2 protein-coding genes are annotated in these 1182 nt (G+C 59.1%); both read right to left on the bottom strand.

Going from position 1 to position 1182, the window contains the following annotated elements:
• Positions 1 to 98 precede the first annotated feature (98 nt).
• Positions 99 to 431, bottom strand: coding sequence for a flagellin (locus JCM25354_RS22850; protein WP_025886737.1), 333 nt, complete (start codon positions 429 to 431; stop codon positions 99 to 101).
• 38 nt (positions 432 to 469) lie between these two features.
• Complete coding sequence (locus JCM25354_RS22845; protein ID WP_025886735.1) at positions 470 to 1081, bottom strand: flagellin; 612 nt, start codon at positions 1079 to 1081, stop codon at positions 470 to 472.
• Positions 1082 to 1182: the final 101 nt, after the last annotated feature.

The following is a 1182-nucleotide window of genomic DNA, read 5'->3' as shown; positions in this document are numbered from 1 at the left end:
TGTTGCGGCCAGAATACTGAATGGCCCTGTAGAGTAGGTTTTATCTGTGTGGTTCTGGAAGGTCCCCTTGCCCTGTTACGGGCAAGGGGACTGTTTTTTTACTGGAAGAGGGAGAGGATGTTCTGGGACTGGGAGTTCGCGATGGTGAGCGACTTGATGGCAAGGGACTGTTTGGTCTGCAGCGAGGTGAGTTTTGCGCTGGCTGCGGACATGTCGGCATCGGTCAGGGCGCCGATACCATTGGTGAGGTTGTCGGAGATGGTTGAGCCATAGGTGCTCATGTTCTTGATGACGTTGCTGTTGGCGCCGAGCGTCGAGGTGACGAAGGTCATGGCCTTGATGGCTGCCTGCACCTGGGCGATCATGTCTGACACACTGCCATTGCCCTTGAGCGTACCTGATGCCTCAAAGACGTTGGTTGTGGGGCTCACACCGGCGGTGCTGCCGGATGTCAGGCCAAGGGCATCGGTCAGGCTTGTGCCCGCAGCGCCCGCCTGGAAGGCGGTGCCGCTACCGAAGACGGAGGAAGCGCCGGCCAGGGATGCGCCGCCCATATAGGAGACGATGGCAGCATTGAAGCCGGTGATGGTGGTCTGGTCGCCCTGAAGACCGGTGACATATTTGAGGTCGCTGGAGGTGATCCCCAGACCATCGCTGGTTGCGCCGGAAATGAGGTTGACGCCATTGAAGGTGGCATTGCGCGAGATGGTGTCGATCTGCTGGAGCAGGCCGGTGATCTGCGTGCCGATCTGGTCGAGGGCGGCAGGGCTGCCCTGGTTGTTGCCGAGCGAGTAACGGCGTTCTGGACGCTGTTGAGCACGCTGATGATCTGGTTGACGGCGGTGCTGGTGGAGCTGACCGTCTGGGCGGCGAAGGAAAGGCCGTCATTGACAGCGGACTGGCCCGAGACGTTGCCCTGCATCTGCTGCGCGATGCCATAGGCTGCGGCATTGTCAGCGGCGCTCGAGACCTTGAGACCGGTCGAGATGGTGTTTTCTGCGCTGCTCAGGGCGGATTGCGTGGCGTTCAGGGTCTGAACGGCAACCATCGCCGAAGCATTGGTGTTGATCGAAAGGCTCATCGGTTTCTCCTGATACTCGCCCAGATATCGGGCCGCTCAGAAACCATAAATCGCCAAATGGCTAAGAGAAGATTACCAGAACCACCACACAAAAAACAGAA

This window comes from Asaia prunellae JCM 25354 (genome assembly GCF_000613885.1).
In the GTDB taxonomy this organism is placed as follows: Bacteria; Pseudomonadota; Alphaproteobacteria; order Acetobacterales; family Acetobacteraceae; genus Asaia; species Asaia prunellae.
The sequence above is the reverse complement of the archived record's forward strand: the minus strand, read 5'-3'. Positions and strand labels throughout refer to the sequence as shown.